This window comes from Parasphingorhabdus sp. NYA22, from assembly GCF_976973735.1.
Genome location: NZ_OZ333477.1, coordinates 1,430,660 through 1,453,188, shown reverse-complemented (window position 1 = coordinate 1,453,188; position 22,529 = coordinate 1,430,660). Strand labels below are relative to the sequence as shown.

General features: G+C 58.5%; 19 protein-coding genes and 4 pseudogenes. 16 read left to right on the top strand and 7 right to left on the bottom strand.

Annotation, left to right across the window (positions count from 1 at the left end; translation table 11 throughout):
- Nucleotides 1–7 precede the first annotated feature (7 nt).
- Together ACWFTY_RS07005 and ACWFTY_RS07000 are read right to left on the bottom strand one after the other, a co-directional pair.
- Nucleotides 8–1,579, bottom strand: a complete 1,572-nt coding sequence (locus ACWFTY_RS07005; RefSeq protein WP_100092232.1) for an MDR family MFS transporter — start codon at nt 1,577–1,579, stop codon at nt 8–10.
- Nucleotides 1,576–2,703 carry an HlyD family secretion protein gene (locus tag ACWFTY_RS07000; protein ID WP_335648076.1) on the bottom strand — a complete coding sequence of 376 codons (1,128 nt, stop codon included), beginning with the start codon at nt 2,701–2,703 and terminating at the stop codon, nt 1,576–1,578. Before ACWFTY_RS07000 ends, ACWFTY_RS07005 begins: the two co-directional genes overlap by 4 nt.
- 238 nt (nt 2,704–2,941) lie before the next feature.
- On the opposite strand from ACWFTY_RS07000, the gene ACWFTY_RS06995 reads away from it, so the two are divergent.
- Nucleotides 2,942–3,376 (top strand): AarF/UbiB family protein, encoded by a 435-nt coding sequence (locus tag ACWFTY_RS06995; protein WP_447526564.1) that lies wholly within the window; start codon nt 2,942–2,944, stop codon nt 3,374–3,376.
- 52 nt (nt 3,377–3,428) lie between these two features.
- The gene (locus tag ACWFTY_RS06990; protein ID WP_335648078.1) at nt 3,429–4,325 is read left to right on the top strand and encodes an IS481 family transposase; all 897 of its coding nucleotides are present in this window, start codon (nt 3,429–3,431) and stop codon (nt 4,323–4,325) included.
- A 532-nt stretch (nt 4,326–4,857) separates the two neighbouring features.
- On the opposite strand, the gene ACWFTY_RS06985 is transcribed toward ACWFTY_RS06990, so the two are convergent.
- The 3 genes from ACWFTY_RS06985 to ACWFTY_RS06975 all read right to left on the bottom strand — a co-directional run bounded on the left by ACWFTY_RS06985 (nt 4,858) and on the right by ACWFTY_RS06975 (nt 6,721).
- A complete protein-coding gene (locus tag ACWFTY_RS06985; protein WP_335648079.1) occupies nt 4,858–5,031 on the bottom strand; it encodes a hypothetical protein in 174 nt (57 codons plus the stop codon).
- 70 nt (nt 5,032–5,101) lie between these two features.
- Nucleotides 5,102–5,428 (bottom strand): 2Fe-2S iron-sulfur cluster-binding protein, encoded by a 327-nt coding sequence (locus ACWFTY_RS06980; RefSeq protein WP_335648080.1) that lies wholly within the window; start codon nt 5,426–5,428, stop codon nt 5,102–5,104.
- Nucleotides 5,429–5,458: 30 nt separating this feature from the next.
- Nucleotides 5,459–6,721 (bottom strand): cytochrome P450, encoded by a 1,263-nt coding sequence (locus tag ACWFTY_RS06975; RefSeq protein ID WP_335648081.1) that lies wholly within the window; start codon nt 6,719–6,721, stop codon nt 5,459–5,461.
- A gap of 182 nt (nt 6,722–6,903) precedes the next feature.
- On the opposite strand from ACWFTY_RS06975, the gene ACWFTY_RS06970 reads away from it, so the two are divergent.
- From ACWFTY_RS06970 to ACWFTY_RS06925, 10 genes are all read left to right on the top strand, one after another.
- Nucleotides 6,904–7,644: a FadR/GntR family transcriptional regulator gene (locus tag ACWFTY_RS06970; protein WP_089132090.1), complete on the top strand. Its 741-nt coding sequence runs from the start codon at nt 6,904–6,906 to the stop codon at nt 7,642–7,644.
- 55 nt (nt 7,645–7,699) lie between these two features.
- Nucleotides 7,700–8,842: an NAD(P)H-dependent flavin oxidoreductase gene (locus tag ACWFTY_RS06965; RefSeq protein ID WP_335648082.1), complete on the top strand. Its 1,143-nt coding sequence runs from the start codon at nt 7,700–7,702 to the stop codon at nt 8,840–8,842.
- Between the two features lie 20 nt (nt 8,843–8,862).
- On the top strand, nt 8,863–9,642 hold the full coding sequence (locus ACWFTY_RS06960) for a Coq4 family protein (RefSeq protein WP_335648083.1): 780 nt from the start codon (nt 8,863–8,865) through the stop codon (nt 9,640–9,642).
- A complete protein-coding gene (locus tag ACWFTY_RS06955; protein WP_100092240.1) occupies nt 9,639–10,829 on the top strand; it encodes a thiolase C-terminal domain-containing protein in 1,191 nt (396 codons plus the stop codon). Before ACWFTY_RS06960 ends, ACWFTY_RS06955 begins: the two co-directional genes overlap by 4 nt.
- A complete protein-coding gene (locus tag ACWFTY_RS06950) occupies nt 10,826–11,302 on the top strand; it encodes a Zn-ribbon domain-containing OB-fold protein (RefSeq protein WP_100092241.1) in 477 nt (158 codons plus the stop codon). The genes ACWFTY_RS06955 and ACWFTY_RS06950 overlap by 4 nt, the downstream gene beginning before the upstream one ends.
- 7 nt (nt 11,303–11,309) lie before the next feature.
- On the top strand, nt 11,310–12,560 hold the full coding sequence (locus ACWFTY_RS06945) for an acyl-CoA dehydrogenase family protein (protein ID WP_335648084.1): 1,251 nt from the start codon (nt 11,310–11,312) through the stop codon (nt 12,558–12,560).
- Nucleotides 12,560–13,651, top strand: a complete 1,092-nt coding sequence (locus ACWFTY_RS06940) for an acyl-CoA dehydrogenase family protein (protein WP_335648085.1) — start codon at nt 12,560–12,562, stop codon at nt 13,649–13,651. The genes ACWFTY_RS06945 and ACWFTY_RS06940 overlap by 1 nt, the downstream gene beginning before the upstream one ends.
- A 62-nt stretch (nt 13,652–13,713) precedes the next feature.
- A complete protein-coding gene (locus ACWFTY_RS06935; protein WP_335648086.1) occupies nt 13,714–15,327 on the top strand; it encodes an acyl-CoA synthetase in 1,614 nt (537 codons plus the stop codon).
- Nucleotides 15,324–16,928, top strand: a complete 1,605-nt coding sequence (locus ACWFTY_RS06930) for a flavin-containing monooxygenase (protein ID WP_335648087.1) — start codon at nt 15,324–15,326, stop codon at nt 16,926–16,928. Before ACWFTY_RS06935 ends, ACWFTY_RS06930 begins: the two co-directional genes overlap by 4 nt.
- Before the next feature lie 29 nt (nt 16,929–16,957).
- On the top strand, nt 16,958–17,941 hold the full coding sequence (locus ACWFTY_RS06925) for an alpha/beta fold hydrolase (protein ID WP_100092246.1): 984 nt from the start codon (nt 16,958–16,960) through the stop codon (nt 17,939–17,941).
- A gap of 86 nt (nt 17,942–18,027) precedes the next feature.
- Here the strand turns inward: ACWFTY_RS06925 and ACWFTY_RS06920 are convergent.
- Nucleotides 18,028–18,351 (bottom strand): annotated as a pseudogene (locus tag ACWFTY_RS06920) (integrase core domain-containing protein); the annotation flags it as partial.
- 205 nt (nt 18,352–18,556) lie between these two features.
- Between ACWFTY_RS06920 and ACWFTY_RS06915 the strand changes: the two are divergent.
- The 4 genes and pseudogenes from ACWFTY_RS06915 to ACWFTY_RS06900 all read left to right on the top strand — a co-directional run.
- Nucleotides 18,557–18,727: pseudogene (locus tag ACWFTY_RS06915) on the top strand (IS110 family transposase); the annotation flags it as partial.
- Between the two features lie 147 nt (nt 18,728–18,874).
- On the top strand, nt 18,875–20,122 hold the full coding sequence (gene istA / locus ACWFTY_RS06910; protein WP_335648092.1) for an IS21 family transposase: 1,248 nt from the start codon (nt 18,875–18,877) through the stop codon (nt 20,120–20,122).
- Nucleotides 20,119–20,994, top strand: a complete 876-nt coding sequence (istB, locus tag ACWFTY_RS06905; protein WP_335648088.1) for an IS21-like element helper ATPase IstB — start codon at nt 20,119–20,121, stop codon at nt 20,992–20,994. The genes istA and istB overlap by 4 nt, the downstream gene beginning before the upstream one ends.
- A 70-nt stretch (nt 20,995–21,064) precedes the next feature.
- Nucleotides 21,065–21,385: pseudogene (locus ACWFTY_RS06900) on the top strand (IS110 family transposase); the annotation flags it as partial.
- A 402-nt stretch (nt 21,386–21,787) separates the two neighbouring features.
- On the opposite strand, the pseudogene tnpA reads toward ACWFTY_RS06900, so the two are convergent.
- Nucleotides 21,788–22,197 (bottom strand): annotated as a pseudogene (gene tnpA, locus ACWFTY_RS06895) (IS200/IS605 family transposase); the annotation flags it as partial.
- Nucleotides 22,198–22,529 lie beyond the last annotated feature (332 nt).

Below are 22,529 nucleotides of genomic sequence, written 5' to 3'. Positions count from 1 at the left end.
GTCGGTATCAGTGCATCGAGAGGGAAACGTTCTTGGGCAGCGGCTTGAGGAACACGACAAGCGGCACCGTTATCACCGTCAACAGACCCATCACGAAGAACACGTCGTTATAGGTCATAACAAAGGCTTCACGTTGGATGGTCCGGTCCAGCACGGCCATTGCTTCATCCATACCGCCGAAGGTCCGCGCCAGCGAATCCAGGTAGCTCTGCAGCGAGACGCTGTTTGCATTCAGAGTTTCTTCCATCCGGCGGCTGTGATGCCAGGTGCGCTGGTCCTGGAACGAGGCGAGGCCCGCTAATGCGAATGACCCCCCCAGATTGCGCGCGGCATTGAAGATGCCCGAAGCATCGCCGGCTTCGTCCTTCGCCACCGAGGCAACAGTCGCCTGGTTGAGGAACATCATCGCCAGGATCATACCCACCCCGCGTATTAGCTGGCTTTCGGTAAACACTGCGCCACCGGATTCGGCTGTAAGGCTGGTGCTCACAAAACAGCTAAGGGCCATCAAGAGCATACCAGCCCCTACTGCGATGCGGATATCAACGCGACGGATCATGAAGGGTAGAACCGGCATCAACAGGAACGCCGGCACACCCATCCAGAAGATTACCAGCCCGGTCTGGAAGGCGTTGTAATCAGATATAATCGCCAGGAACTGTGGGATAACGTAGATCGAGCCATACATCACCATCCCCAACGCGAGCGCCATCACAGCGACGCTCCCGAATTGCCGACTTAAGAGTAGCCGGAGTTTAAGAACGGGTTTGGAGGCGTACAATTGACCGTAGATGAGGGACGCGAACCCGATTACAGTGATCAGGGTAAGCCATCGGATGAGAGAGGAATCGAACCATTCCTCGCGGTGGCCTTCCTCCAGCACGACCGTCAGTCCACCAAGCCCGAGAATCATGCCAAGGATACCGGCCCAGTCTGCCTGGGTCAGATATTCCCAGTTCGGCTTTTCGTGTGGCAAACCTACGAATAGGAGCAAGAGGAGGGTCGCGCAGACCGGGACATTGACAAAGAAGGCGTAGTGCCAACTAAGATTCTCAGTCAACCATCCGCCGATCAGCGGCCCCATGACCGGACCTAAGACGACGGTCATGCCGAACAGCGCCATACCGATGGGTTGCTGGTGGGGAGGCAGCCGCTTCGCCACGATCGTCATCGCAGTCGGAATCAGTACGCCGCCCATAAATCCCTGACCTGTACGACCGATAATCATAGTCGTCAGATCGGTCGCGATCCCGCATAGTATCGAGAAGCCTGTAAACGCAGTCACGGCGATGATGAGCAGCGTACGCAAGCCAAACAGGCGCTCCAGCCAGGCGCTGAGCGGGATGACGACAATCTCGGCGACGAGAAAGGAGGTAGCGATCCAGGTGCCCTCGGTACCGGTCGCCCCGATTTCGCCCTGAATGACGGGAAGCGCGGAATTGACGATTGAGATGTCCAAGGTCGCCAGCATAGCGCCGAGCGCGCCCGCCACCACCGCGACCCAGGCAGTGACGTCGGCATTCTGCGGCTTGGTTGGAGCACCGGTCGGGCCAGCTTGGGCAGGCGCTGCCTCGGTCATTCGGCAGCGCTCGAAATCTCTTCGAGTTCGCCGACGGCACCGCGGGTGTCGATGGTAGCGACGACCGACATGCCGGGCACGAGCAGGCGGCGCACTTCGGGTGCTGCGTCGATGGATATGCGGACCGGGATACGCTGGACGATCTTGGTGAAGTTCCCGGTCGCGTTTTCTGGTGGCAAAATCGAAAATTCGGCCCCGGTTCCGGGCGAGATGCTGTCCACCGTTCCAGCAATCTTGCCATCTGGCAATGCATCCACTTCGAGTCTGACCGGCTGACCCGGTCGCACGAGACCGACCTGCGTTTCCTTGAAATTGGCGGTAACGTAGATCTGGCTCACCGGCACCAGAGTCATGAGCCGCTGGCCGGGCTGGACGAACTGCCCGACCCGGACCGACAGGTCACCAATGCGCCCTGCCCTGCTCGCTTCCAGCCGGGTCGAAGAGACATTGAGGTCGGCAACATCGAGCTGCGCGCGAGCAGCATCGGCCTGTGCCCGGGTCTGCTCGATCTGCTCAAACAACGTGGCGCGGCGCCCTGTGGCGGCCGCGACCGCAGCCTGCGCGGAGGCAAGTTCGGCCCGAGCCTGCTGCGCTTGTGTCACGTACTGGTCGAGTTTTTCGCGCGGTTCCGCCCCGCTGGCGGCGAGCGGGCGATAGCGGTTCACCTGTTTGTTGGCAAGGTCTAGCGTCGCGCGCGCGACGGCCAATTGCGCGCGCGCCTGGCGGATCGCGGCGTTCTGTTCGCTCACCTGCGAGCGGATCGTGTCGGCACCGGCCACCGTGGCCGCGATCTGGGCGCGTGCCTGAGCGGCTTGGGCGCGGTAATCACGCAGGTCGAGCTGGACCAGTGCTTCGCCGCGGGCAACCTGTTGGTTTTCCGAAACCAGCACCGCATCGACGTATCCGGCCACCTTGGAAGAGACCACCACACTGTCCGCTGCAACGTAGGCATTGTCTGTTGACTGCATGTATTGCCCGTAGGTAACATAACGATAATACCACCAGGCACCTGCAAGAACGGCCACGATCACCGCCGCGAGGATGAACAGGCGTAGTTTCCTGTTGGAACGCGATCCCGCAGCCGGTGCATTGTCGCCCTCTACAGCTTCGGAAATATCCTTCATTTGTCCGCTCACTCTATCGAACCCGATTCATTTAACGGGTGAGTTAGAGATAGCCCGACAGATCGTAAAGCACTTTATTATATTTGTTTGGTGTTTCATACCAAGTTGGCTAAAGCAATCCCATGGCCATCTATGAACTCCAAGTGCGCGAATCGAAAGACCGTCGGGAGATAATCACTGACGATGATCGGATATCCAAGAACCTTGAAAAACTCCCGGACGCAACGGACTGAGCCAGATGCCCGGAGATTCGGAAAAACTCATAGGCGACCTTTCGCGATTGGCGGAACTCGGTCGAATTTTTGCCCGTCACGGTGCAATGAATCTGGGTAATGCCCTTGGAATTGCACCTTTTCCGGAAGAAGATGTCAGTCCAGAGCACTTGCGACCGAAATCAATGGTTGCCTTGCTGCGCGATATTGGCCCGATCGGTGTGAAACTCGGCCAACTTCTCGCAACGCGCGGCGATGTGTTCTCTGACGAGTGGATAGACGCCTTGGCCAGTCTTCAGGAACGGGTCGAGCCCCTGCCGTTTGACGCGATCGAGCCTGTTCTCGTCGCCAGTTGGGGCGAGAAGTGGGAGGAAGATTTCACGGCATTCGAGCGCGATCCGATGGCCTCCGCCTCTATCGCCCAAACCTATACGGCAACCTTGCTGAATGTAGATATGTAGGGACTCGTGAGACATCTTCTGTAAATTCCTGAAGCAGGAAGGAGATGTATCTATGACCAAGGAAGACGAGCGCGAAGTACAGCGCAAATTACGGATATTGCAGCACGCAGAGAAGATAGGGCATGTCGCTAAGACCTGCCGCTATTTTGGCATTGGCCGGGCCAGCTTTTACAGATGGAAGCGCGCTTATGAGCGCGGCGGTGAAGCTGGGCTGGTCAATGCCAAAACAATTCCTAAAAATCCACCCAACCAGACACCGCCTGAGGTTGCCGAGAAGGTTCTTCATCTGCGCCGCAAATACCACCTCGGACCCGAACGGATCATGTGGTATCTGGCGCGCTACCATGGCATAAAACTATCCGACGCCACGATATATCGGATCCTCAAACGCAATGGCCTAAATCGGCTCCCGCGCGGAACCCGCCTCCGTAAGGTTCACACCAAGCGCTACAACAAACAGGTCCCGGGTCACCATATCCAGATGGATGTTAAGTTCCTGACTTTTATCGGAAAGAAGGGCGAGAAGATACGCCGCTTCCAATATACGGCAATCGATGATGCAACGCGGGTAAGGGCATTGAAGGTCTACAGAAAACATACACAAGCCAACGCGATCGACTTCGTCGATCACATTATCAACAAGTTCCCGTTCCGTATCAGAGAAATCAGAACCGACAACGGCCACGAGTTCCAGGCCAAGTTCCATTGGCACGTCGAAGATCTGGGTATCCGACATGCCTATATCAAACGCGGCACACCACAACTGAATGGCAAGGTGGAACGATCTCACCGCTCTGACCAGCAGGAATTTTACCAGCTGCTAAGCTATAAAGGAGATGTCGATCTGATGGCAAAACTCGATCAATGGGAGCAGTTTTACAACTTCCACAGACCGCATGGCGCGTTTAATGGAAAAACACCTTACGAAGCTCTTCGGGAAAGGCTATAACGCCATGAAGTGAATGTCTCACCAGTCACCCGATGTTACACTCCCCATCTACGATCTGACCGGGGACGAACATTTCGCAGAAGTATTCTTTGACGATGTCGAACTTGGTTCCGACTCGCTGATCGGAGAGGAAGGCAGAGGTTGGCAGCAGGTCGGCGCCGAACTCGCTTACGAAAGAAGTAGGCCCGAATGCATTTATACCTCCACTGTGCTGTTCGACGGACAGTCTCAGCACCTGCGAAAAATGATTGGGCGGATGAGACTACCGCTCGGATCGTGGGCGCGAGAGTTGCGTGCGCACATGCCGCTTAGCTAGCCTTCCTCGCGCAGCTAGCGGCAGGCGAAAGCTCAGCGCGGTACTGAAGCGCTAAGAAGGTGGCGAGCATCTGGTTGAACCGCACGTGCTGCTTCAGGTAGTCAAGCGTGCTGTCGAACAATGCCTGCGCCAAATCGAGCATCTCGGCAGCAGCCTGCCACTGCCTCATATGCCTTGGGCCCAGTGGGCGTGCCCAGCCCCGAGCACCGATATGACTCACGCCATTTTGTATGGAGAGGCGTTTCGTTTGTCGGAATTTTCAGGCCTGCTAGCAAGGTTGACCTTGCTCTTGAGTTCTTCCGGTAATTTTTCGCTAAGAAATTCGTGTACTTCTGTGCGAAACGCGTCGTCGTCCGCGTGGGTGTTCTCTTTCAGCTGGGTCGCCATCATGGTCTCCATCTGAGGATCAGGGTTGCTTCTCCATCGATTGGGCGAGGATTGCGAGACCTATCTCGATGGATCAATATTGCTGTTCGGGCACGTGAAGCACTAGGCCATCCAGCATCGGCTTCATCGGAATCTGGCACGCGAGGCGGCTGTATTCTGTAGTGCCTTCGGCGAACTGCAGCAGCTCGGCTTCCATCCCGTCTTCCTGCAGCCGACCGACCTTGTCGATCCATTCGGGGTCGACATGGACGTGACAGGTCGCGCAGGCGCAAACGCCTCCGCAATCGCCGTCGATACCCGGCACGTCGTTGAACAATGCCGCTTCGCGCGCGGTTTCGCCTTTGTCGATCTCGACTTCCCGGCGCTCTCCGCCGCTCGCGACGAACGTTACCTTTACCATTTCTATCTCCGCAATATTTGGTTCGGACAATCAGCGGGCATGCAAACGCACCGGCAGATTGGTGATTCCCCGCACCAGATTTGAATACAGGCGCTCAGGCTCGCCTGTCACTTCGACCCTTGAGAAACGCTTGTGAATCTCTTCCCAGATGATACGCAGTTGCAGTTCGGCGAGGCGGTTGCCCATGCAGCGATGAATTCCATAGCCAAAAGAGAGGTGATGGCGCGGATTTTTGCGGTCGATAATGAATTCGTCCGCTCGGTCGATGACGCTGCCGTCGCGGTTGCCGGAGAGATACCACATCACGACCTTGTCGCCCTTTTTAATCTGTTTGCCGCCGATCTCCCAATCTTGGAGCGCAGTGCGGCGCATATGGGTCAGCGGCGTCTGCCACCGGATGATTTCCGGCACCATGCTGCCAATAAGCGAAGGATCATTATTCAACTTTTGATATTCGTCTGGGTTCTCATTAAGAGCCAGCACGCCTCCGCTGATCGAATTGCGGGTCGTGTCGTTGCCGCCCACGATGAGCAGCAGAAGGTTACCCAGAAATTCCAGGAAGGGCATGTCCCTTGTCGCCGGGGAGTGCGCCATAATGGAGATCAGGTCGTTCTTTGGCTCCTCATTGACGCGCTGTTCCCACAGCCCCTTGAAATACATTGCGCACTCGATGAGCTCTTCGCGCCTCGCCTCGTAGGATTCGACGATGCCAGTTTCCGGCGCAGCCGTTGTGATGTCCGACCAGCGGGTGAGCTTGCGCCGTTCTTCCCAGGGAAAGTCGAACAGCGTCGCGAGCGTCATAGTGGTCAATTCGATCGAAACCTTGTCGACCCAGTCAATCTCCTCACCGACCGGCAGGTCGTCGAGAATCTTGGCGGCACGTTGGCGAATGATCGGTTCCAGCAGCTGCAAGTTGGACGGCGCGACCGAGGGCGTCACAGCCTTTCGCTGCTGATCGTGCTTGGGTGGATCCATGGCAATGAACATTTCCAGGTCAAGCGCACCCTCAACCGAATGCATGTCCTGAATCGCGATACCGCCAAGCTTCGCCTCGGACGAGAACACCTTGTGGTTGGTATCGACCGCCATGATGTCGTCGAACTTGGTGATCGACCAATAAGGGCCGACATAGCTGTCGCGGCAGTAATGAACCGGATCTTCCTTGCGCAGCCGATCAAAGAACAATCCGATGGTATCGTTCTGGAACAGGCTTGGCCGGGCAACGTCGATCTCTTCAATCGGAATCGCGGCGATCTTGTCTGCAGTATCCATTTCCATGACCTGGGTATTCATATCCTGTCTTCCTCTCCCGCAAGCAATCCTGCCCTAATCTTACAAAAATAATGGTCTAACCGATTCTTGTCAAGAAAGCTTATAATATTTTCTACTTTTTACCCCGCCCTATCGTTAAAAGGCCATTGACAGCGGGCATTGAACGCTTTTAAATGTTATACGACTTTAGCCAAGGGGCAACGATGCAGCCGCAGGTCGAAACAGTGAAGAAAACCAAGCGCGCCTTATCGCTCGCCCAGAACATCGTGCGCGACATCGAGGCGGGGGCGCATTCTCCTGGGGACCGGCTGCCGCACGAGGACGAGATGCTGGCGCGCTACGAGGTTGCCCGTGCGACCTTACGCGAAGCCTTGCGCTTCCTAGAACTCCAGGGCGTGATCCACCTGCAACTGGGGCGCGGAGGCGGGCCGGTGGTGGCACGCCCGCAGACTGGTGATTTCGCCAATAGCCTGTCGCTGATCCTCCATTTCATGGAAGCGGACCTGCGCGGATTGCTGGAACTGCGCGAGGCGATTGCGCCCGATGTCGCCGCCTATGCCGCGCTGCGCGCGACCACGGGCGACCTGAGTGCACTTGCCGATTGCTTCAAAGAACTGGAGCGCAATGAAGCCGACAATAATTTCGAGGAACTGAACCGCCGTTTTCACGACCTGCTTGGCTGGGCAAGCGGCAATCCGCTCTTTGGCTTGCTAACCTCGACGATGCATTTGCTGACCCGCGAATTCTCGAACTCGCTGGGGTATTCGGCACAAGAGCGAGCGGTCCAACTACGATTTTTGCGCCGCGTTCTCGAATCGGTGCGCACTGGCGACCAGGCAGCTGCGCGGCAGGCGATGAGCCGCCTCGTCTCGGGCTCGGCATCCTATCTTGCGGAACGCAGCCCGGAACTGGTGTCCCAACGGGTCAAATGGGGGCAAATTTAGCAGTTGTAACCAATTGAAGCGTTCCAAAAGGCATCGATGCGGAGAGGAAGAGAAAATGGCGCTGAAAAGCCGAATTTGCGGAATGCTGGGAATCGAATATCCGATCCTGCTGGCCGGCATGGGCGGTGCAAGCGTTCCGGCGCTGGCCGCGGCGGTATCGAATGCGGGCGGGTTGGGCGTGCTGGGTGCGGCGGCGTGTTCGCCTGAACAGCTGCGCGACTGGATTCGTCAGACCCGCGAGCTGACCGACAAGCCCTTCGGCGTCGATACGCTGCTGCCCGCCTCGGTCACGCGCGGATCCGCACCGCAGAACGGTGGCGCACCCGAAAATCCGATGGAACTGCTGGGCGAATACCAGCAGTTCACCCGCGATTTCATGGACCGCGAAGGCCTTCCTCAAGTTGATACTGAGGCGGCCATGCGGGCGGCTGGCGCCGCCGAAATGGGGAAAGGCGGGCCTCAGCTCTTCTCGAAGGAGTTCTTTGAAGCACAGATGGAAGTGGTGATCGAGGAAAAAGTGTCCGTCTATGCTGCGGGTCTTGGCAATCCCGAACCGTGGGTGGACCGCCTGCATGCCAATGGCACCAAGGTCATGGCGGTGATCGGCAAGGTTAAACATGCCGAGCAAGTGGTCGGTTCGGGCATCGACATGATTGTGGCGCAGGGTCACGATGGTGGCGGTCACAATTCGCCGATCGGCACCATCTCGCTCATCCCGCAAGTGGTCGATGCGGTAGGCGATCGCGTTCCCGTCATCGGTGCCGGCGGCATTTCGGATGGCCGCGGCGTTGCTGCCGCGATGATGCTTGGCGCCGAGGGCGCATGGATCGGAACGGCGTTCCTCGCGACCGAGGAAGCGGGTATCGAACACTTCCAGAAAGAAGCGATCACCGAAAGCGGCGAGGACGACACGGTGGTCAGCCGATCGCTTACCGGCAAGCCTGCGCGCATGATTCGCAACAGATGGGCCGATGCATGGGCTGCAGCCGACAAAGAGCCCCTCCCCATGCCGTACCAATCGATGATTTCCGGGCCGGTAATGGCCTCCGGCATCAAGGCGGAGCGAAAAGACGTTATTCCCGGTTTCGCAGGTCAGGGGATCGGACTGATCCACGCGATCCGTCCCGCCTCCGAGGTCATGCAGGATCTCGTCACGGGGGCCGAAGAGGCGCTTTCATCCGCCAAGTCCTACTCGTGAACCGCAACGGAGGTATTGTCGTGAATGATGCACCAAACCTGCCGCAAGGGCACGAATTGCGCCGCGGCATTCGCCCTGGAGAAGCCTTGTCGGCAATGCGCCAGCTGATAGCGGACAAGGAAGACACTTCGCAGGTATTTCGCATCGTCCAGGCGCTATCGGGCAATTCCTACTACCGCAACTTCCGCCGCTTCGCCGCCTCGCCGCAAGGGCAGACGATCCTGACGGAACGGGCCGATTTGCTCGGCACGCTCAGCGACCGGGAGCGCCTGGCGCGCTGCGCGCCGGGGACGCTTGGCCGCGCTTATCTCGATTTCGTCTATGGCGAGGGACTGACCGCTCAGGGCCTGGCCGAGGCGAGCGAGGCAAGCGGCATGACAGAATTCAGCGATCCTGCGGTCACGCGCTATCGCCAACGTCTGCGCGATTCGCACGATCTGTTCCATGTGGTGACCGGTTATGGCCGCGATGCATTGGGCGAATTGTGCGTACTCTCTTTTGGCAATGCACAATTCTACAATCACGGCATCACCTTCATCGTTGCGGTCGGTATCCCCAAACTGCTGGCGGAGCAATGGCAGCTCCCCGTCGCGCGCGCCGCGTTTGAGGCGTGGCGACTGGGTCGCAAGGCAGCGGACCTGACCACTTTCTATTGGGAAAGGTACCTCGATCACCCGCTTGAGGAAGTGCGCCGCGATCTGAACCTCCAGCCCCCGGCAGTATATGTAGGCGTGCGTGATCTTTCACAGCGACTGGAGCGTGAGTTTCAGGCGCGCCGGCAAGGCGAGCTGCAGGCATGAACGGTCCCGCCGCCCTAAGCTTCAGCGACAGGTCCGCTATCACTGGCGTTGGCGAAACCGCTTTCGTCAAAGGCACCGAACGCACCGCAGTGGACATGATGCTGGAAGCATCGCGCCGCGCCATCGCGGATGCCGGGCTGAAACCTTCCGATATCGATGGCATGGTGCCGCCGCCGATCTATACGACGTCAGAGGAAATGGCCGCCAATCTGGGTATCGATGTGCTGCGCTATGCCGCCACAGTGCATATGGGCGGGGCCAGCCCGACTACGGCGCTGCAAAACGCGGCAATGGCGATCGCCAGCGGCCTGTGCGACCATGTGCTCATAACGCTGGGCTGGAACGGATATTCAGCGCTCAGGCCCAAGCCAGGTGCGCCGCCGACGCGGCCGATGAACATGAACACGCTGACCAACACGGTCAAAGGCTATTACAGTCCCTATGGCGTGTTTTTGCCGGTGCAAATGTATGCCTGGCTCGCGACCCGCCATTCAAAGCTTTACGGCGTCGGGCCTGACGCAATGGCGGCCGTCGCGCTGGCCTGCCGCCGCCATGCGCAGATGAATCCGCAGGCCTTTACCTATGGGCGCGAGCTGGACGCGGAAACCTATCACTCGGCACGGTTGATTTCCGAACCTTTCCGCCTTTACGATTGCTGCCTGGAAACCGACGGAGCCTGCGCGGTCGTCGTGTCGCGGATGGACCGGGCAAAAGACATGCCGCATGTCCCTGTCAGCATTGCGGGCGCAGCCGAGGGACATCCCTATCCGGCCGACGACATCCCTTCCCGGCCCGATCCGTTCAAAATCGGCCTCAGCTATGCCGCCCCGCGCGCCTTCGACATGGCGGGCGTTCGCCGCGAGGACATGGATTTCCTGCAGATCTACGACTGTTTTACCTATGTCGTCCTGCTACAGCTGGAAGCGCTGGGTTATTGCGAGCCGGGCGGACAGGGTGAATTTGTCGCCGACGGGCAGATCGAGCTGGGCGGGCGCTATCCGGTCAACACCCATGGCGGCCTGCTGAGCGAAGCGCATGTCTGGGGCCTCAACCACGTGGTCGAGGCGGTGCGTCAACTGCGCCACGATTGCGGCGAACGCCAGGTCGAAGGCGCGCAGACCGGACTGGTCACCGGCTGGGGCGACTTGGGCGATGGCAGTATCGCTATCCTGAGGAGGTTTGCATGAGCGACGAGAAGAATCTTCCGCCCAAAATGCGTGCCTCGGCGCAGAAGGCGCCGCCAAAGCCGCAACCGCGCCCGCAGGATCCGGTGGAACAGGAATTCTGGAACCGTTGCCAGGACGGCAATCTCTATTTCCAGCGCTGCGGCGAATGTGGCACCTTCCGCCACCTGCCGCGCTACATGTGCGCAAAATGCGGCTCGCCAGACTTTTCTTGGGAGCAAAGCAGCGGAAAAGGTACGCTGTTTTCCTGGACGGTCACACATCAGGCTCTGCACCCTGCCTTTGCCGCTGACATTCCGTTCGTCTCGGCGGTGGTGGAACTGGAAGAAGGCGTCCGCATGGCCACGCGTCTGATCGATTGCGACCGCGACAAGCTAGAGCTGGACCTTCCGGTAACGCTCGATTTCGAACTGATCGGCGCGGATTTCCGCCTGCCGGTTTTCCGCCCCGATACGAACCTGCCCCACGAAGGATAAGCACGAAATGGATCTCGAATATGGACCCGAATATGACGCTTTCCGCGAGGAAGTGCGACAATTCCTAAAGACGTACGGGAATCGTGCGCCAGCCGGGCAGGGCCGGGCCGCCCGCCCCTGTCCCGAGGCGGTCGAGTGGCAAAAACTGCTGATCGAACATGGCTATACCGCCCGCACGATCCCCACGGAATACGGGGGTTACGGGGCCGAGCCCGACATTCTCAAATCGCGAATCATCGCCGAGGAATTCGCGCGCGCCGGCATTCCCGGCGGACTTGCCAACCAAGGCATATCGATGCTGGTCCCTACACTGCTGGAACTGGGAACCGAGGCACAGAAACGCCAGTGGGTCGCGCCGACGCTGAAAGGCGAGGTCGTATGGTGCCAGGGCTATTCCGAGCCCGGCGCGGGATCGGACCTTGCCAGCCTGAAAACCAGCGCGCGGATCGAAAACGGCGAATTCGTGATCAACGGCCAGAAGATCTGGACCAGCACGGCCAAGCAGGCGGACATGATCTTCTGCCTGGTCAGGACCGAAGCTGACGCGCCCAAGCATGGCGGGATTTCCTACCTTATCTTCTCGATGGATACGCCGGGGATTGATGTGCGTCCGCTCAAGACCATGACCGGTCACGCCGAATTTAACGAGACGTTCTTCACCGACGTGCGGGTGCCGATGGACCAGATCGTCGGCCAGCGTGGTCAAGGCTGGTTCGTCGCCAATGCGACACTGGGTCACGAACGCGGCATGCTGGGCGATCCCGATGCGCTGGAAAACCGATTTCAGGCACTGGTCAAGCTAATGCAGAAAGAACGCGTCGGCCAAGGCCGCGCGATCGACAATGCCGTGCTGCGCGACCGGTTGGCGGCGCTTCAGGCCGAAGTTGCAGCGATGAAATACAACGGAATGCGTATCCTTTCGGACAATCTGAAGGGCGAACCCGGCGGCATGGCCAAGCTGATTGTCAAGCTGCAAAGCTGCGAACTGGCGCATCAGATATCGGCTCTGGCGATCGACGCCATGGGCGAGATCGGCATCCTTTATCACGGTAGCAATCGCGAGCGCGAAGGAGGCGCGTGGCAGTGGAACTACATGTTCCAGCTGGGCCTTATCATCGGTGGAGGTACCGCGCAGATCCAGAAGAACATCATCGCCGAACGCGGTCTCGATATGCCGCGCGAACCTAAGCTGGCCAAACCTGCGCCGGCCGAACAGGGCGCCGCCGTCGCGGCCCGCCAGAAAAAGGGAGCCGCCTGATGGATTTCGGACTGTCGCAAGACCAGCAGATGCTGCGCGATACAGTCGCGCGATGCCTCGCCGACACCTGCCCGCTCGACCATGTGCGTGAGTGCGCCGAAGGCGAAGCTTCTTACAGCGAAAAGGTGCAGTCTGCACTGAGCGAACTGGGCATCACAGGAATGATGGTTCCCGAACAGCATGGCGGCCTCGGTATGACCTTGCTAGATGCAGCTGTTGTGGCCGAACAGCTTGCCTATGCGGTCGCTCCGGTGCCGTTTCTCGCCAGCCATGTGCTTGCACCCATCGCGCTGGCGCAAGCCGGCAACGAGCAGCAGCAGGCTGAGTGGTTGCCTCAGATCGCCAGCGGCAAAGCGCAGATCGCCGTTGCCATTGCCGAGACTATTGAGGTGCGCGACGGGGCGGGCGTGTCCTGCAACGGCGGAAAGCTGAACGGAACGGCATTGTTCGCGCTCGATTTCACCGGCGCCGAGGCCTTTCTGGTGGCCGATACCGCCGGGCGGATGCACTTCGTCCCCGCCGATGCACCGGGGCTGGAGAAAATCCCGCTGACGACGACCGACCGCACCCGCAGCGTAGGGGAAATGCGGTTCGAGACCGTTGCGGCCGAACCACTGGCCGACGATGGCGGAGCGACTGCGGCACGGCTGCGCGATGCGGGCCGGGTGATCCTGGCCGCTGACAGCCTCGGCGCGGGTCAGGCCATGATTGAGAAGGCGGTCGATTATGCCGGACAGCGCGAACAATTTGGGCGGATCATTGGCAGCTTTCAGGCGGTCAAGCATATGTGCGCGGAAATGGCAGCCCGTCACGAACCATGCCGCTCCCTGATTTGGTACGCAGCGCATGCTTTCGACGCAGCGTCGGATGAAGCCACGCTCGCCGCGTGTCACGCGAAATCGCATACCGGCGAGGTGTATCGCTTCGTCGCGCGCACTTCCACCGAAGTGCATGGCGGGATGGGCTTCACCGACCTGCTTGGGCTCCATTATTGGTTCAAGCGGATCGGTTTCGATCGCCAGGTTCTTGGCGGCCCCGAAGCGGTGAGAGCCGAAGCAGCAGCGCGGCAGGGGTGGACCCGGGCAGCGTGATTTAAGTAGCTGCGGGGACGCCGCGAGACAAGCGGCGCCCCGCCAAGAGATGAGATGGAAACGTGATCGACTGGAACCTTGGCGACATTCTTGATGCTATCGAACCGGCCATGCCGAAGGATGCGCCCGCGCTGATCCATGGCGACCGGATCATCACATGGCCGGAAATGTCAGTCCGTTCGAACAATCTCGCGCGCAACCTGCGGGAACGCGGTGCCGTCGACGGGGCGAAGGTGGCGTTCTACATGCGAAACCGTCCCGAATACGGCGAGCTGATGGCGGCCTGCTTCAAGGGTCGGCTCACGCATGTGAACATCAATTATCGCTACGTGCCCGAAGAAGTATTCTACATCTTCGACGATTCCGACAGCGAGGTGATCGTCTACAGCTCCGAATTTCGCGACTATATCCTTGAGCTGAAGGACCGGCTTGAGAAGGTCCACACTTTCGTCGAGATTGGTGATGCGTCGGAAATCGCCCCTTTCGCCGTTCCCTATGAACATCTCACGACGCAGGGAGACGGTTCGCCTCTAGGCATCGAGCGCTCACCAGGCGATCTGCTGTTCATCTATACCGGCGGCACCACCGGCATGCCCAAGGGCGTGATGTGGCGGCACGACGACATGCGCAAGGCTCAGCTCGATGCGCAAAAGCTGCTCGGCCCGGTGCCGCAGTCGCACGAAGAAAACGTCGCGCTGATCAAGAGCCAGGGGGCGGGACGCCGCACCCTCCCCTCCTGCCCGCTGATGCACGGCACAGGCTTTATCACCGGGATCGGCGCGCTGATGTCGGGCGGTGCAATCGTTACACTCTCCGACCCGTCATTCGATGCCGAAGAGTTGTGGGAGACGGTCGAGAAACACAAGGTCGAGAGTATCGCAATCGTGGGTGACGCTTTCGCCAAGCCGATGCTTCGCGCCCTCGACGAACATCCCGGCCGCTGGGATACCAGCAGCCTCGTGTCGATCATCTCGTCCGGCGTGATGTGGAGCAAGGAGGTCAAGGCCGGTCTTTGCAAGCACATTCCTCAAGTCATCCTGATGGACAGTTTCGGCGCTTCCGAAGGCCTCGGCTACGGCCTTTCGGTCACCACCGCGCAAGGCGGCACCAACACCGCCAAATTCGGCATTGGCGAATTCTGCGACGTGTTCGACGAGAACGACCAGAAGATTGAGCCGGGCAGCGGCGTACCTGGCTTTATCGCGCGCAAGGGTGCGATCCCGCTCGGTTATTACAAAGATCCTGAAAAGTCGGCCAAGACTTTCAAGACAATCGACGGTGTGCGTTACTCGATACCGGGCGACTGGTGCCGCGTGGAGACCGATGGCAGCCTGACCCTGCTCGGCCGGGGCAGCGTGTGCATCAACACCGCCGGTGAAAAGGTCTATCCCGAAGAAGTCGAAGAGGTGCTGAAGACCCACCCCGCGATCGCCGATGCGCTGGTCGTCGGGGTACCGCACGAGAAATGGGGTCAGGCGGTAACCGCCGTGGTCCATCTCGATAAACAGGGCGAATTCGATGAGCAAACTGTAAAGGACCACGTCCGCGAACAGCTGGCAGGATATAAGACGCCCAAGTCGATCCATCCTACCGACACGCCTCTGCGCGCCTCGAACGGAAAGGCGGATTACGCAGCGGCAAAGAAAATTGCGGAAGGCAGCAGGGTGGCAGCGTGAGCGGCAAGACCACGCCAGACTATGACGCGGTGATCGTCGGTGCCGGTTTCAGCGGCATCTACCTGCTTCACAAACTGCGCGAGGCCGGGTTCAATGTCCTGCTGGTCGATGCTGCCGCCCAGCCCGGCGGCATCTGGTACTGGAACCGCTATCCGGGCGCGCGGGTCGATTCGCAGGTTCCGCTTTACGAATTCTCTCTTCCCGAAGTCTGGCGGACATGGTCGTGGACTGAGCGCTTCCCCGGCTGGAAAGAGCTCCGGGCCTATTTCCGCCATGTCTGCGATACCTTCGATCTGTGGCCGCAAATGCGCTTGGGCACGAGGGTCGAAAGCGCGCGCTTCACCCAAGAGGCCTCGCTCTGGCGTCTTCAGTTGGACGGCGGAGATACGGTAACAGCGCGGTTTCTTCTCCCTGCGCTCGGCTTCGCATCGAAACCTTACGTGCCCGATATTCCGGGCCTCGACACTTTCTCGGGCGACTGGTGTCATACTGCGCGCTGGCCGCAGGACGGGATCGATCTAACCGGCCGCAAGATTTGCCTGATCGGCACCGGCGCCAGCGGTGTGCAGGTGGCACAGGAGGCAGCAAAATCAGCAGACCGGCTGACACTGTTTCAGAGGACGCCGATCCTGGCCCTTCCCATGCGGCAGGAGACAATGACCGAGGAAGGGCAGGTGTGCGAAAAGCAGGGGTATCCGGCCATTTTCGAACAACGCAAGCAGACCAGCGGGGGTTTTGAATACCAGTCGCTGGAAAAATCGGCACTTGAGGTTAGCGATGAGGAGCGCACCGCACATTTCGAGCATCTCTGGCAGCGCGGCGGTCTAAAATTTTGGTATCACAATTTTGCGGATATGCTCACCAACCGCGAAGCAAACCGCTACGCTTATGATTTCTGGCGCGACAAAGTCCGGGAGCGGATCGTCGATCCGGCGCTTGCGGAAAAACTTGCTCCTGCCGAGCCGCCCCACCCCTTCGGCACCAAGCGGCCATCGCTGGAACAGAATTATTACGAGATTTTTGCGCAGGAAAATGTCGCGCTCGTCGATCTGAAGGAAACGCCGATCGTCCGGATCAGCGCGGACCGTATCGAAACTCAGGATGGGGCGTTTGACTGCGATCTGCTCGTCTTTGCAACAGGCTTCGATGCCGGACGCGGCGGACTGATCGACATGAATATAACCGGGCTGGGCGGGCTCGGTTTGGCACAGGCCTGGAACGATGGCTTGCGCGCCTATCTGGGCATGTCCGTGACGGGCTTTCCCAATATGCTGTTTTCTTACGGTCCCCTGAGCCCATCAGGTTTTGCGAACGGCCCAACGAGCGCTGAGATACAAGGCGACTGGATTTGCGACTTTCTGATATGGCTGAGGCAAGGCGGGATCAAGCTCTTCGATGCCGAACCGCAGGCCGAGACGACCTGGACCGAAATAGTCGCCCAAGCTGGCGCGATGACACTCTTTCCCGAAGCGGACTCCTGGTACATGGGCGCAAACATCCCGAGCAAGAAGCGCCAGCTTATCAATTTCCCAAGCGTGGTTGGCTATGCCGCCGTATGCGACGACGTAGCGCAAAATGCCTATCGCGGATTCGCCACCTAAAAACTCACCAACAAGGAACCTTTCGCGCAATGAATGAAATGACCCCTGTAAACAACCTTCCGACTGACATCGATTCCTTGTGGGCCGGGGACGGTTCGCACCTGCCCGAATGGTTCATAGCAGCACTGAACGTGCCGCGCGAAGAAGCTTATGTAGAGATTTCCGGTGCCAAGGTGCACTATCTCCGCTGGGGCAGCCCCGATAAGCCCAAATTGCTAATGACACATGGCTTCCTCGCCCATGCCCGCTGCTTCGCTTTTATTGCGCCGTTCTTCGCGGAAGAATATGATGTCGTGGCATTCGATTTGGCGGGTATGGGGGACAGCGAAATGCGGGGGGCAGCTGACACGGCGGCCCGCGGGAGGGAATTCACCGAGGTTGCCGAGGCCCTGAACATGTTTGCGGATGGCCAAAAGCCAACGATCATCGCGCACAGCTTCGGTTCGGGTGCCGCGCTGACAGCCGTGACCCAGTCGCCCGACGCCTTTGCTGGAGTGGTCGTATGCGACCTTATGATCATGCGCCCTGAATTGCTTGAAAAATACTGGAAGAACGATCGGTCGAGCCCGGGATCAGGGAATCCGGACAAGCCCAACAAGCGCTATCCCAGCTATGAAGCAGCGCGTGCGCGCTACATCCTATCGCCGCCTCAGCCCGCCGAGGAGCCATTCCTGCTAGATTATATTGCGTATCATTCGCTGAAGCATAAAAGAGGCAGTTGGACGTGGAAATTCTCACCAGAGGTTTTCCGGCGGAGCAATAGGCCCGAGGAGTGGCTGAACATGGGTAAGCGGCTGGTGCAAGCGCCGGGCCGCAAAGCAATCGTGCACGGCGGTAACAGTCTGCTCTTCTCACAGGATTCTGCCGATTACATCCGCGAGATGGGTGGAAACGACATCCCGATAATAGCCATACCGGAAGCCCGCCACCACCTGATGCTCGATCAGCCATTGGCCTTTGTCGCAGCTCTCAGGAGCGTTCTTTCTTTTTGGAAAAGCTCCCACGAACGCTAACCGCAATGTTAGAATGACCTGTCATATCTTCGATGAATTGGGTGGTCGAGAATACCAAATATGAATTTTGATACCTTGATTTGAAGCTAGGTGTTTAGTCTAGGCATTTGATGAGTTGGATTAAGTGTAAATCTGTTTGGTTCAGTTGTCCACATTTTGCAGATGTATTCGAAGGGTGTGAGTCTCTTGAGGGTCTTCAGCCGCCGACCATAATTGTAGGCGTCAATGAAGTCGTTGAGATGCGCGGTCAGCTGGGCATGGCTGTCATAATGATACCGTTTGACGGCGGTCTCCTTGATCGTCCGGTTCATCCGTTCGACCTGCCCGTTGGTCCATGGATGCTTGATTTTGGTGGGGCGGTGCTCGATCCCGTTTTCTTCGCAGCGCATGTCGAACATGTGGGTCATGTAGGTGGCGGTCGGGCCGTCAGCGTAGCGCGGCGGGAGGGTGAACTGGATGCCATAGCACATTGGGAAGCATTTACTGGAAGGGCCGTATTGCCTTGATGAAGCCTGCGGGCGCGTAGCGTCCGCAGGCTTCATCAAGGTGGCCACAATCGGTCAGCAGGTCTCTAAAATGAAGTTATCGACTCAACATTTTGGAGACTAACCGATCATGACCAAGCTTAATCCTACCCCCGATAGTGCCGTTCTGGTAGCCATTGATATGTCAAAGCATCGCCAAGAGGTGTTGATCGAACGCCCGGAGGGCGGAAGGCGCAGGCGCATGACCGTGATGGCTACCAAGACAGACTACGACCGCCTAGCCGACGACCTCTCTGCAATACGTCTGTCGATGACAGAGTAATCTGCCCCAGTTGTGACAATTGAATATTCCCCACTTCTTTTGGTTTCATGCTGTCCGGGGCGCGCCCCGGACAGCATGAAAATGGAAATTTCTGGCAAGTATCTCCTGCGAGGAGGTGCGGCTGCAATGAAGAATTTTGGGGATTTGATTATGATTTTGGACTTACACCGTCAGGGACTGAAGATCTCGATGATCGCCCGCCAACTGGGTATCGACCGCAAGACCGTCCGAAAATATCTCGCCATGGATGTCGGCATTCCGACTTACGGACCAAGACAGCCAAGAAAGCGGTTGATCGATGGCCATGTCGAATATCTGAAGCAGCGGCTTGATGCCTATCCTGGCCTTACTGCGCAGCGCCTGATGCGCGAGATCACCGAGCGTGGTTATGAAGGTGGGTACAGCACGGTGCGTGATGTTGTGCGAGAGCTGCGACCACCGGGCGGCGGGCGTGGGTTCGCGGTGCGGTTCGAGACGCCGCCTGGCCATCAGGCGCAGGTCGATTTTGCCCAGTTCCAGGTGCGCTTCAGCGACAAGCCGGACAAGGTCCAGATCGTATGGCTGTTCTCGATGGTGCTGGGCTTCTCGCGACTGATCTGGGCCCGCTTTGCTTACCGTCAGACACTGCAGACGGTCCTGGCGTGTCACAGGGCTGCGTTCGAAGCGATCGGCGGGGTCCCGCGCGAGATTCTTTATGACCGGATGAAAACTGCGGTCATTGGCGAGGATGAGGAGGGCCGTGTCGTCTACAACCGGGCGCTTGGCGACCTGGCGGGCCACTATGGCTTTTTGCCCAAGGCGTGTCGGCCGTACAGGCCCGAGACAAAAGGCAAGGTCGAGCGACCGTTCCGTTATATCCGCGAGGACTTCTTCCTGGGAACCGTCTTCCGTGACATTGATGACCTGAACGCGCAGCTGTCACGCTGGCTTGGCGATGTCGCCAACCCGCGGGTCCATGCAACGACGGGGCGGGTTGTCAACGAAGCCTTCGCCGAAGAACGAGCGACATTGCAGAGCTTGCCGCTGATCCCGTTCGGATCGGTTCTGAAGCTTGAACGGCGGATCAGTCATGAGGGGATGGTGAGCGTTGCGGGTAATTACTACTCGGTCCCCGACGCCACGCGCAGGCGTATGGTTGAGGTCCATAGCCTGGCCGACGAGATCCAGATCTTCGAAGGGGACCTGCTGATCGCCCGACATCCGATGCTTGAGGGCCGGCGACAACGCTCGGTGCTGAGCGGACACAGAAGGCCCAATCGCAAATGCGACATCTCTACGCCGCCCGCGATACACGGCGACCTCGTCACATGCAGACCGCTCGATATCTACGCCGCCATTGGCAAGCGTCTTGCAGCATCGGGAGAAGCGGCATGAACAGCCTGCTTCCAGAACCCGCCGCACCGCTGCTTGACCGGATCAAGACGTGCATGGTTGGCCTCAAGATGCCGCGGGCCATCGAAGTGGTTGATGAGTGCACAGCGCGGCTTGATCGCGGTGAAATCACCGCGATGGAGACGATCGAACAACTGCTGGTCGAGGAGCTGACGTTCCGCGAGAACCGACGGATCAAGACGGCGCTCGTGATGGGACGGCTGACCACGTTCAAAACGCTCGCCGGGTTCGACTTCAGCTTCCAGCCATCGCTCGACAAGGCCAGGATCCAGGCGCTCGCCCAGCTGTCCTTTGTCGAGCGCGCAGAGGTCGTCCATCTTCTTGGGCCGCCGGGGACGGGCAAGAGCCACCTGGCGACCGCTATTGGCATCGAGGCAGTGAAGGCTGGAAAAAGCGTTTACTTCATCCCGTTGGCCGACTTGCTGGGGGCGTTAGCCAAGGCCGAACGTGAAGGAACACTGCGTGAAAAGATCCGGTTCTACTGCAGACCCGCGTTGTTGATCGTCGACGAAATCGGTTACCTTCCCGTCATTCCCGGTGGCGGCAATCTCTTCTTCCAGCTCGTGAACGCACGCTACGAAAAGAGCGCGATGATCCTCACCTCCAATCGCGGTTTTGCAGAATGGGGGGAAATCTTCGGCAGCCCGGTCGTCGCCACGGCGCTCCTGGATCGCCTTTTGCATCACGCCATCGTCATCCAGATCGACGGCTCAAGTTACCGCCTGCGCCGCCACACCGACCTTCTGCCCGAACATGTCCGCTCCACCGCAAACCTCTCGCCGCCAGCGCCGGAGGCACCGAAGCGGCGCGGGCGGCCACCCAAAAATGGAGGTGCCATGCATCAAACAAGCTGAAAACGCTCCACCGCAAAAGTGGGGATTTTCACTTTGTCACAAGTGGGGATTTTTAAAGTGTCATTGACAACGTCGCCCGATTGTAGTCGGCTTTGAGGCTACAGGCAACTATCATCGGACATTGGCACACGGCTTGTTGAGCGCAGGTTTCGAGCTGCTCCTGATCTCTTCGGCCGCATTGGCCCGCACGCGTGAAGCGCTGCACAATGGCTGGGACAAGAACGATTCCAAAGATGCCCAAGTGATCCTGCACATGCTGCAAATTGGAGCCACCCAGCGCTACGTTGATTCTCTGGCAGCTGGCATCAATGATCTGCAGGAGATGTCGAAGACGCATGAGATGATATCAAAGGCCAAGACCCAGACCTGGCATCGGATATTAACCCACTACCAAAACGATAAATGCCTTTACTGAACCACTAACCGGCTGACGCCGGTCGTCTAATCGAGGGTCATAATGCAAGTCCTTTATTTTAATTGCACGCCGTAAGCGTGTTGGCTGATCATGAAAGTGTATACCGGGAAGCAGGGTCGTCTTCGCAGTCAGCATGAGCCGCTGCATGATGGAGCTTCGCGGGAGGGGCCTTCCAATGTAGGTTACGCACTTCGCTAAAGCACGGTGCAACCGGCATCGCGGAATGGCCCGGCTCACGTCCCCGGCAGGGACACGACCAAGCGTTCAATGCATGAACGCCAGGACGTGTCGCGCGACAATCTAGGTGAAAAAGCGCCGTCAATCAGGATAAGAACTCACCTTTGAGGATGTTGCCTGCGGGCTACGCCCGCAGGCAACATCCTCAAAGGTGACGGCGCGATCTTTAGGGACCGCGCCGTCGGTGATATTGCCTGAGGTGGTCGAGAAATAGCCTCGTTGCCAGAAGCGCTGGCCCCAGTAGCGTTTGCGGATATGCTCGAACTCCTGCTGTATCTTGCGCGATGAGCGTCCCTTTGCCCGGCGCACGAAGTCGCTGACTGCAATATGGGGCGGGATCTCGACAAACATATGCACATGATCATATGCACATGATCGCGTGACAGAACGCCATGGATGATCTTCACGCCCAGTTCGCTGCAGACCTGCCGGATGATCTCCCGCACCCGCAGGCGGACCTCCCCATGCAGCACCTTGAAGCGGTATTTTGGTGCCCAGACAATATGATAACGGTGATGAAAAGCCGTGTGGCTCCCGCGTGAATATGGCATAAGCACTATCCTCCAGAAAATGACTTCGCCTGCGAGCCGGTCATTTTCTGGAGGATAGTGCTGAGCAAACAATAACGGCTGAAGCCTTCTACCAGCTATAAGCTGGTGAGTTTCCTTCAAAGGTGAGACATTAAAATTACAAAATATGGCCCTGCCGAGAAATCGGCAGGGCTTTTTTGTAGCAAAATTGCATCAATTTGCCTGTGTATCGTGCTAAAATGGAGCAAAACTAGATGTTTCACGATTTGAGCCTGGACTTAATCGAGCGATTAGTTAAGTAATAACGGAATGGGGGGGGGTGCGTAAAAATATCACTCTCCGATAAAATGTTG

Coding starts and splice junctions, on each gene's coding strand:
- ACWFTY_RS06995 (WP_447526564.1), top strand. CDS start 2,942: ATGCCCGGAGATTCGGAAAAACTCATAGGCGACCTTTCGCGATTGGCG.
- ACWFTY_RS07000 (WP_335648076.1), bottom strand. CDS start 2,703: ATGAAGGATATTTCCGAAGCTGTAGAGGGCGACAATGCACCGGCTGCG.
- ACWFTY_RS06980 (WP_335648080.1), bottom strand. CDS start 5,428: ATGGTAAAGGTAACGTTCGTCGCGAGCGGCGGAGAGCGCCGGGAAGTC.
- istA (WP_335648092.1), top strand. CDS start 18,875: ATGAAGAATTTTGGGGATTTGATTATGATTTTGGACTTACACCGTCAG.
- ACWFTY_RS06975 (WP_335648081.1), bottom strand. CDS start 6,721: ATGAATACCCAGGTCATGGAAATGGATACTGCAGACAAGATCGCCGCG.
- ACWFTY_RS06970 (WP_089132090.1), top strand. CDS start 6,904: ATGCAGCCGCAGGTCGAAACAGTGAAGAAAACCAAGCGCGCCTTATCG.
- ACWFTY_RS06945 (WP_335648084.1), top strand. CDS start 11,310: ATGGATCTCGAATATGGACCCGAATATGACGCTTTCCGCGAGGAAGTG.
- ACWFTY_RS06925 (WP_100092246.1), top strand. CDS start 16,958: ATGAATGAAATGACCCCTGTAAACAACCTTCCGACTGACATCGATTCC.
- ACWFTY_RS06965 (WP_335648082.1), top strand. CDS start 7,700: ATGGCGCTGAAAAGCCGAATTTGCGGAATGCTGGGAATCGAATATCCG.
- ACWFTY_RS06990 (WP_335648078.1), top strand. CDS start 3,429: ATGACCAAGGAAGACGAGCGCGAAGTACAGCGCAAATTACGGATATTG.
- istB (WP_335648088.1), top strand. CDS start 20,119: ATGAACAGCCTGCTTCCAGAACCCGCCGCACCGCTGCTTGACCGGATC.
- ACWFTY_RS06985 (WP_335648079.1), bottom strand. CDS start 5,031: ATGATGGCGACCCAGCTGAAAGAGAACACCCACGCGGACGACGACGCG.
- ACWFTY_RS06955 (WP_100092240.1), top strand. CDS start 9,639: ATGAACGGTCCCGCCGCCCTAAGCTTCAGCGACAGGTCCGCTATCACT.
- ACWFTY_RS06950 (WP_100092241.1), top strand. CDS start 10,826: ATGAGCGACGAGAAGAATCTTCCGCCCAAAATGCGTGCCTCGGCGCAG.
- ACWFTY_RS06940 (WP_335648085.1), top strand. CDS start 12,560: ATGGATTTCGGACTGTCGCAAGACCAGCAGATGCTGCGCGATACAGTC.
- ACWFTY_RS07005 (WP_100092232.1), bottom strand. CDS start 1,579: ATGACCGAGGCAGCGCCTGCCCAAGCTGGCCCGACCGGTGCTCCAACC.